We start from the raw sequence: 8,290 nt of genomic DNA, 5'->3' as shown, positions 1-8,290 counted from the left end.
CTTCCCTCCGAGGGGCGAAACAGCTTTCTTTCAAGCTGTCGGGATAGTTTGCATGCAGGGCAAACAAAAAGTGTCCCAAACTTTCGTTCGAGACACTTCAAATAAAATATTTCTATTTTGAATTACATTGCTAACAACTTATCTTCCAGTTTCTTAAGAATACGTTGTTTAGTCTTCAACTTGTTCACATAGTTATTACGCTCTTGGTATAAAGCATAGTTTTCTGTGTTTTGCTCCGCGTTTGGAGATGATAAAATTGAAGAGTACTTCGCATTGAATTCAAATAATTCTTGCTCGTCTTTACGGATCGACTCTCTAAGGATATCCAACTTGATTTTCAACTGCTCAAAGTCAGATAAGCTGTATAAGTCTGGCTCCTCATTCTTAGCAGTACGCTCTAAGAAGTGACTCTCGAAGATTTCGTTACAAACGATACGGAAACGTAAGTTCATTTCTTTATCTTCTTGAGAAGGCTCCTTACCTAATGATTTCCAACCATTTTGCAATTGCTTGATATTAGCAATGTTGAATGGTGCGCCATCGCTTAAGTACTTTTCAGCTGTATCTAGTAAGTCCTTTTTCGACTCCAATGGAGCTTTGTTTGACATACCGCCCATATCTCTTGTGCTATATGCTGGTCTGTCTCCGCCACCACCGTAGTTCTCACGTTGTTGGTAACCTCCGTTATCGCGTTGTTGGTAACCACCGCGTTGTTGGTAACCACCATTATCACGTTGCTGGTATCCGCCACCACCGCGTTGTTGGTAACCACCATTATCACGTTGCTGGTATCCGCCACCACCGCGTTGTTGGTAACCACCATTATCACGTTGCTGGTATCCGCCACCACCGCGTTGTTGGTAACCACCATTATCACGTTGCTGGTATCCGCCACCACCACGTTGTTGGTATCCGCCACCACCGCGTTGTTGGTATCCACCATTATCGCGTTGCTGGTATCCGCCACCACCGCGTTGTTGGTATCCGCCACCACCGCGTTGTTGGTATCCGCCACCACCGCGTTGCTGGTATCCGCCACCACCGCGTTGCTGGTATCCGCCACCACCACGTTGTTGGTATCCGCCACCACCACGTTGCTGGTATCCGCCACCACCACGTTGTTGGTATCCACCATCACGTTGTTGGTATCCACCACCGCCGATAGAGCTGAAGAATTTCGCAGTCTCACGTTTGAAGTCTTGGAATAAGAAGCCCATTTTCTTTTTAGGCACATTTCCAACTTCTCTCCATTGAGCTTGTAAATCCTTAACCTCCTGAACGTGATCTTCACCACCACCCATACGGTTGATTCTTCTTACTTTGATCAATAATGCTTCAAACTGATCAATGTATTCTTCGTGAAGAGCGTTTTGTTTTTCATAGAAATCACTTCTAGCTTGGTAGAAGTCATCCATATATTGGTTAAACTTCGTAGAAAGTTCTTCTTCTTCTTCTTTGATTGCAGAACCAGTTTTGATCCAGTTCATTTTGATCTCTTTGAAACGAAGAGAAGCCTCTTTCCAGTCAGTGCTATCTTTCCACTGTTCAGCTTCTTTAAGAAGAGCAGTTTTAATTTCTAGGTTTTTAGCTCTGTTGACTGAAATGTACTCGTTGATTTCATCTTCTAATACATTGATGATTTCATAAAGTTCAGTAAAGTCACCTAAGCCATTGAATGAAGCTAAGTAAGTACGCATGTGAATAAGCTTCATTAAGAATGAACCTTTGTTCTCTGCTGTGTGTACTGCTTCTTTAACTGCTAAAACTTTGTTTGTTACCATAGTGAAACGGTCTACAAAATATTGTAAACTCTCTTCTTCACTCTCTCTTACAACTCCAATTTCTCTGTCTTGGAAATGGTAATATCCTCTTAAAAATACTTTACCATCTTGTACGTAGCCGTACTCTGTAATGTTCTTGTGCTCGATAATTTGGGAATCTGACATCGCTATTCGCCTGTTTGGTCTTTTAAATGATAATAAAAGCTGTTGATTAAATTATTAATAAAATAAATTGGTGAAGATAATATCAATTAATACTTAGTCATTAACGTAGTATTAAAATGCATTTGATCAACTTTAAGAATTGAAATGATCAATAGTTCCTGATAGTCTCTTACAAACCGAATTATGATAATTTTTTAAACTAAATGTATTTTTTTTATCTATACGTTTTTAAATTATTTTATTAGTCAAACTATATATTTACTTCGAATGAGATATATACTTAAATTAAGTTATAAGAATTATGCCACTTTGTATTAAACACATGGTGTTATTCTCATATTCTCCAATTATTATGCAATTTGCTACCTTAGATTTTGATTTGCAAATTTTACCACGATATACTCACTTTTATTAGTGATTAATTTAAGTATTCTCCTACATTTACGGAAAATAAGAGTTTTTAGTTCAATAATTTAAAGATATGAGCAACAATAACGAAACTGTCATCTTCTCAATGGCGGGTGTCACAAAAGTATACCCACCTAATAAACAGGTCCTTAAAAATATTTATTTATCCTTTTTCTATGGAGCCAAAATTGGTGTCTTAGGTCTAAACGGATCAGGTAAATCTTCTCTTTTAAGAATCATTGCAGGAGTTGATAAAGAGTATCGTGGTGAAGTCGTTTTTTCTCAAGGATATAGCATTGGTTACTTAGAGCAAGAACCACAATTAGATCCTGAAAAAACGGTGAAAGAAGTTGTTCAAGAAGGAGCTAAAGAAACAGTAGATTTACTTCAGGAATTTGAAGAAATCAACTTGAAATTTGCTGAGCCTGAGATTCTTGAAGATCCTGACGCAATGAACAAACTCATTGAGCGTCAAGGAGAAGTGCAAGAGAAATTAGATAATCTTGATGCTTGGGAATTGGATAGCAAGTTAGAAAGAGCAATGGATGCTTTACGTTGTCCTCCTGAAGATCAAAAAGTAGGTGTACTTTCTGGTGGTGAGAAACGTAGAGTAGCCTTATGTAGATTATTATTACAAGCCCCTGACGTTCTATTACTTGACGAACCTACCAACCACTTGGATGCAGAATCAGTATTCTGGTTAGAGCAACATTTACAACAATATAAAGGTACTGTCATTGCCGTAACCCACGACCGTTATTTCTTGGATAATGTGGCAGGGTGGATTCTTGAGCTGGATCGTGGTGAAGGTATTCCTTGGAAAGGAAATTACTCTTCTTGGTTAGATCAAAAACAAAAGCGTTTAGCAAAGGAAGAAAAGCAAGAATCAAAACGTCAGAAGACATTAGAGCGTGAGTTGGACTGGATCCGTATGACGCCTAAAGGTAGACATGCCAAACAAAAAGCGCGTTTATCGTCTTACGAAAATCTCTTAAACGAGGAAGCGAAAGAGAAAGAACAACAGTTGGAACTTTACATCCCTGCTGGACCAAGATTGGGTAGTAAAGTAATCGAAGCGAAAGGTGTTTCTATGGCTTTTGAAGATAAAGTACTCTATGAGGACTTAAACTTCACGTTACCTCAAGGTGGTATTGTTGGTATCGTTGGTCCAAACGGCGCAGGTAAAACTACTTTATTTAAATTGATCACGGGTCAGCTTCAACCCAACAGCGGTACTTTTGATGTAGGCGATACAGTTGAGATTGGGTATGTGGACCAAGAACATGCTTTAATGGATCCTCAAAAAACTGTTTGGGAAACAATTTCTGAAGGCAACGAGCTAATGGAAATTGGTGGTAAGCAAGTCAACTCTAGAGCTTATGTGAGTAAGTTCAACTTTGCTGGAAATGATCAATCGAAAAAAATCAGTGATCTTTCTGGTGGTATGAGAAACAGAGTACAATTAGCAATGACCTTAAAAGAAGGTTCCAACTTGTTGTTACTCGATGAGCCTACCAACGACTTGGATGTTAACACTATGCGTTCGTTAGAGGAAGCATTAGAAAACTTTGCGGGTTGTGCTGTGATTATTTCTCACGACCGCTGGTTCCTTGACCGTTTAGCTACTCACTTATTGGTGTTTGAAGGTGATTCAAAAGTACGTTACTTCGAAGGTAACTTCTCAGAGTATGAAGCGAAGAGAAGAGAAGAAGTAGGTGATACAACGCCAAAAAGATTGAAATATAAAAAATTGATGAAATAGTTTTTTTACAAACTTTTCTAAAAGATGCTTCTTTTATCTAATAATGATAATAGAAGCATTTTTTTTAAACAAAAAGAGGTTATTTTTGTAATTCTGATGAGATTCTTTTTTATTGAATTTTTTCAACAAGAATTTTGAAAATTTACTATATCAAAATATAGTCAAAGATAGAATATGCAAGACGTCATACGATTATTACCTGAATCATTAGCCAATCAAATTGCAGCTGGAGAAGTGGTGCAGCGCCCCGCTTCAGTGGTGAAAGAATTGGTGGAGAATGCCATCGATGCTGGTAGTAAATCTATCGTGTTAAAGGTAAAGGATGCTGGTAAAACATTAATTCAAGTAATTGATAATGGATGCGGTATGTCTGAAACTGATGTGCGAATGAGTTTTGAACGTCATGCTACTTCTAAAATCGGTTCTTCTGAAGACCTCTTTAATATCAATACCTTTGGTTTTAGAGGTGAGGCTTTGGCATCTATTGCAGCAGTTGCTCAAGTGGCTGTCAAAACAAGAAAGGAAGAGGATGAATTGGGTGTTTTATTAGAAATTGAAGGTTCTGAAGTAAAAAAGCAAGAACCAATCAGTACCCCTAAAGGCACTGCTTTTTCTGTAAAAAATCTTTTCTTCAATGTTCCTGCAAGAAGAAAATTCTTAAAATCGAACCCCGTTGAACTAAAACATATCATTGATGAATTCCAAAGAGTGGCATTGGCTCACCCTGAAATCTCAATGACCATGATTTCTGAAGATAAAGAAATTTATAACCTCAGAGCTGGAAATATTGCAAAGCGTATTGTTTCCATGTTCGGCAAATCTTATCAGGAACAACTTTATCCTTGTCAAGAGGATTTGGGAGTAATCAAAGTAAAAGGTTATATCGGGAAGCCTGAAAATGCAAAGAAAACTCGTGGTGAACAGTTTTTCTTTGTCAATGGAAGGTACATTAAGCACTCTGCATTGAATCATGCTATCATGACGGCTTATGACACAATACTCCCTGATAATCATTTCCCTTTCTATCTTTTGTTTATTGAATTGGACCCTGCTAATGTGGATGTGAATGTTCATCCTACAAAAACAGAGGTGAAATTTGCAGACGAAAGAACAACCTATGCCATCGTCAGTGCGGCTGTAAAACAAGCATTGGCCAGTTATGGAGTTGCTCCTTCTATTGATTTTGGTATTGATGTCAATTTTGCAAAAGATGGAGAGAATGGCCCTGCGCTTACTTCTACTCCTCCGAGCATTGATAGTATTGAAATTTCTTCTAATCTTCCAGACTTGCCGCCTCCATCTGAAAGTAATTCTACTACTTTCTCTGAGAATATTGGCAGTACTTCCACACCATTAGATGATTTTGTGGTCAATGTTCCTTTTGACCAAGGAAATAATGGAGAGGACTTTGTAAAAGTTTCTTCTCGATTGAATTCTTGGAGCAATAAAGAATCAGGAGAAATGCCTGACTTCACTCCTTGGAACCCTGACGAAGAGCAAATTTCTTCGAATAATTTCTCTACACCTGAGACTCCTGACGAACCAATCACATACAGCTCAAGAGCAAACGATATTGATCAGTCAGTAGAAAAGCTTTCTGATAATGTAGGTTTCCCTTCTGACAATGTAATTCCAACGCAATTGCATCAGAAGTTTATCATGTATCAGGTAAAATCCGGTGTGATGCTTATGAATCAAGAAGCAGCACATGAACGTATTTTATATGAAAAATTCCTGTTACAGATTGATAACTCTTCAGGTGTTTCTCAGCAATTACTTTTCCCTAAAAAAGTAGCCCTCAACCCTTCTGACTTTGTTTTATTTACAGAATTCTCACCTGAAATCACGGCCTTAGGTTTTGGTTTTTCAATGGAAGAGAACAATGAAATTCTAATCAAAGGAATTCCTGCTATCATTCAAGGTGGTGATGAGCAAGAAATTTTGGAAGAATTACTTGAGCAAGTAAAACACAATCAAGAGTTACGCCTTTCTGCCAATGAAAACATTGCGAGAGCATTGGCAAAAAGAGCTTGTATTAAGAGTGGGCAGGTGCTTGAACTTCAAGAAATGAAGTCAATGATCGAGCAGCTATTCTCTTGTGAGTCTCCAAATTATACTCCTGACGGTAAGAAAACCGTTGTTTTAATGGACACTGCACAAATAGAAGGCTTGTTCAACATCCGCTAACCTAAAAGTTGATCAATAGCTTCCGCTAATTTCTTATCCTTTTCCGTTACCGTATTTCCTGCATCATGTGTAGTGAGATGTATTTCCACCGTATTCCAAACATTCGACCAATTGGGATGGTGTTGATGTTGCTCCGCTAAAAATGCTACCCTTGTCATAAAAGCAAATGCTTCTGAAAAGTCTTTAAAAGTAAAAGTCTTCTGGAGTTTATTTTCTTTTTCTATCCAACTCATTTTCCTGTTATATGTGTTTAAAATCTTATGTGAAGTTTTTTAAAGAAAAAATTATCTCTTCTTTACAACTAAGCTAATGATTACATGTTTAAAAGAACAATTTATAACTAATAGTTTTTAGGGGTGACGCCTGTTACTCTAGGTACTAAACAAAAAAACCGACACCCTAAGGCATCGGTTTCTTTAAAAGCAAAGTGCTTTATTTATATTCTAATGTTTGAAATGACGAACACCTGTCATTACCATAGCAACACCATTATTGTTACAGAAATCAACTGAATCTTGATCTTTGATCGATCCACCTGGCTGGATTACAGCTTCAATTCCTTCTTTTTGTGCAATCTCTACACAGTCAGGGAATGGGAAGAATGCATCTGATGCCATTACAGCTTCTGATAAATCAAATCCAAAGCTTTTCGCTTTCAAGATTGCTTGATTTAAAGCGTCAACTCTTGAAGTTTGACCAACACCACTTGCAAACAACTGACCATCTTTCGCTAAAACGATAGCGTTAGATTTAGTGTGCTTACAGATTTTGTTAGCAAAAAGTAAAGCGGCAGTTTGAGCATCTGAAGGTGCTTTATCAGTTACCGTTTTCAAATCTTCCCAAGTTTCAGTTTGAAGGTCTTTGTCTTGAGCCAATACACCATTTAACAATGATTTGTACTGAACCTTACCAACAGTTACTTCTTTTCTGTTAAGGATGATACGGTTTTTCTTTCCTTTTAATAATGCTAATGCATCATCTGCAAAACCTGGAGCGATTACTACTTCACAGAATAATTTGTGAATTTCTTCAGCAGCTGCTAAATCAATTTCTTTATTACTGATCAATACACCACCGAATGCAGAAACAGGATCACAAGCTAATGCTTTTACATAAGCATCTTTGATATCGCTACCTAAAGCAACACCACAAGCATTTGTATGCTTCAAGATTGCAAATGTAGCTCCTTCTTCAGCAGGGAATTCGTCGATCAATGCCACAGCAGCGTCAACGTCTACCAAGTTATTGTAAGAAAGTTCTTTACCATTTAACTGATCGAACATTTCTGATAACTCACCGTAGAAAGTTCCTTTTTGATGAGGGTTTTCACCATAGCGAAGTGTCTTAGCAGAACGCTCAGATACTTTCAAGCTTGGGATTTCTTCTTCCTCTTCAGCTACCACACTATTGAAGTACTCAAAGATTTTTGAGTCATAGTGAGATGAGATGTCAAATGCTTTTGCAGCGAAACGTAAACGATCTTTAAGATCTGTTGCTCCGTTTTTCTCCGATAAGATTTGAGCTACTTCATCATACTGCTCTCTTGAAGATACAATCAAAGTATCTTTGTAGTTCTTAGCAGCAGCACGGATCAAAGAGATACCACCGATATCTACTTTTTCTACGATTGCTTGATGCTCAGCTCCTGAAGCTACAGTCTCCTCAAATGGATACAAGTCCACGATTACCAAATCGATGTTTGGAATATCGTATTCTGCGATTTGAGCTTGATCTGTTTCGTTGTCTCCTCTATTAAGGATACCTCCAAAGATTTTAGGGTGCAAAGTTTTAACACGTCCTCCAAGGATAGAAGGGTACGAAGTTAAGTCTTCAACAGCCGTTACTTCGGCTCCTAGTTCTTCTATAAAACTCTGTGTGCCACCTGTTGAATAAATTGTGACACCATTTTCTTGTAACAGTTTTACAATTGGCGCTAGATTGTCTTTGTAAAAAACCGAAATGAGTGCTGACTCGACCTTTTTCATAT

The 8,290-nt window shown here is 37.9% G+C and carries 5 protein-coding genes; 2 read left to right on the top strand and 3 right to left on the bottom strand.

What is annotated here, in order from left to right:
• Positions 1–122: 122 nt before the first annotated feature.
• Positions 123–1,946 (bottom strand): DUF349 domain-containing protein, encoded by a 1,824-nt coding sequence (locus HHU12_RS15555; RefSeq protein ID WP_169657666.1) that lies wholly within the window; start codon positions 1,944–1,946, stop codon positions 123–125.
• 481 nt (positions 1,947–2,427) lie between these two features.
• Between HHU12_RS15555 and ettA the strand changes: the two genes are divergently transcribed.
• Together ettA and mutL are read left to right on the top strand one after the other, a co-directional pair.
• The gene (gene ettA / locus HHU12_RS15550; protein WP_169657665.1) at positions 2,428–4,116 is read left to right on the top strand and encodes an energy-dependent translational throttle protein EttA; all 1,689 of its coding nucleotides are present in this window, start codon (positions 2,428–2,430) and stop codon (positions 4,114–4,116) included.
• A 174-nt stretch (positions 4,117–4,290) separates the two neighbouring features.
• The gene (gene mutL / locus HHU12_RS15545; protein WP_169657664.1) at positions 4,291–6,303 is read left to right on the top strand and encodes a DNA mismatch repair endonuclease MutL; all 2,013 of its coding nucleotides are present in this window, start codon (positions 4,291–4,293) and stop codon (positions 6,301–6,303) included.
• Here mutL and HHU12_RS15540 read toward each other — a convergent pair.
• Both HHU12_RS15540 and purH read right to left on the bottom strand, forming a co-directional pair.
• Positions 6,300–6,560, bottom strand: coding sequence for a 4a-hydroxytetrahydrobiopterin dehydratase (locus HHU12_RS15540; protein WP_394353201.1), 261 nt, complete (start codon positions 6,558–6,560; stop codon positions 6,300–6,302). The genes mutL and HHU12_RS15540 overlap by 4 nt on opposite strands.
• 186 nt (positions 6,561–6,746) lie before the next feature.
• Complete coding sequence (purH, locus tag HHU12_RS15535; RefSeq protein ID WP_169657662.1) at positions 6,747–8,288, bottom strand: bifunctional phosphoribosylaminoimidazolecarboxamide formyltransferase/IMP cyclohydrolase; 1,542 nt, start codon at positions 8,286–8,288, stop codon at positions 6,747–6,749.
• Between the last annotated feature and the right edge of the window lie 2 nt (positions 8,289–8,290).

Origin of the sequence: Flammeovirga aprica JL-4 (assembly GCF_012844305.1) — a bacterium.
GTDB classification, from domain to species: Bacteria; Bacteroidota; Bacteroidia; order Cytophagales; family Flammeovirgaceae; genus Flammeovirga; species Flammeovirga aprica.
The sequence above is the reverse complement of the archived record's forward strand: the minus strand, read 5'-3'. Positions and strand labels throughout refer to the sequence as shown.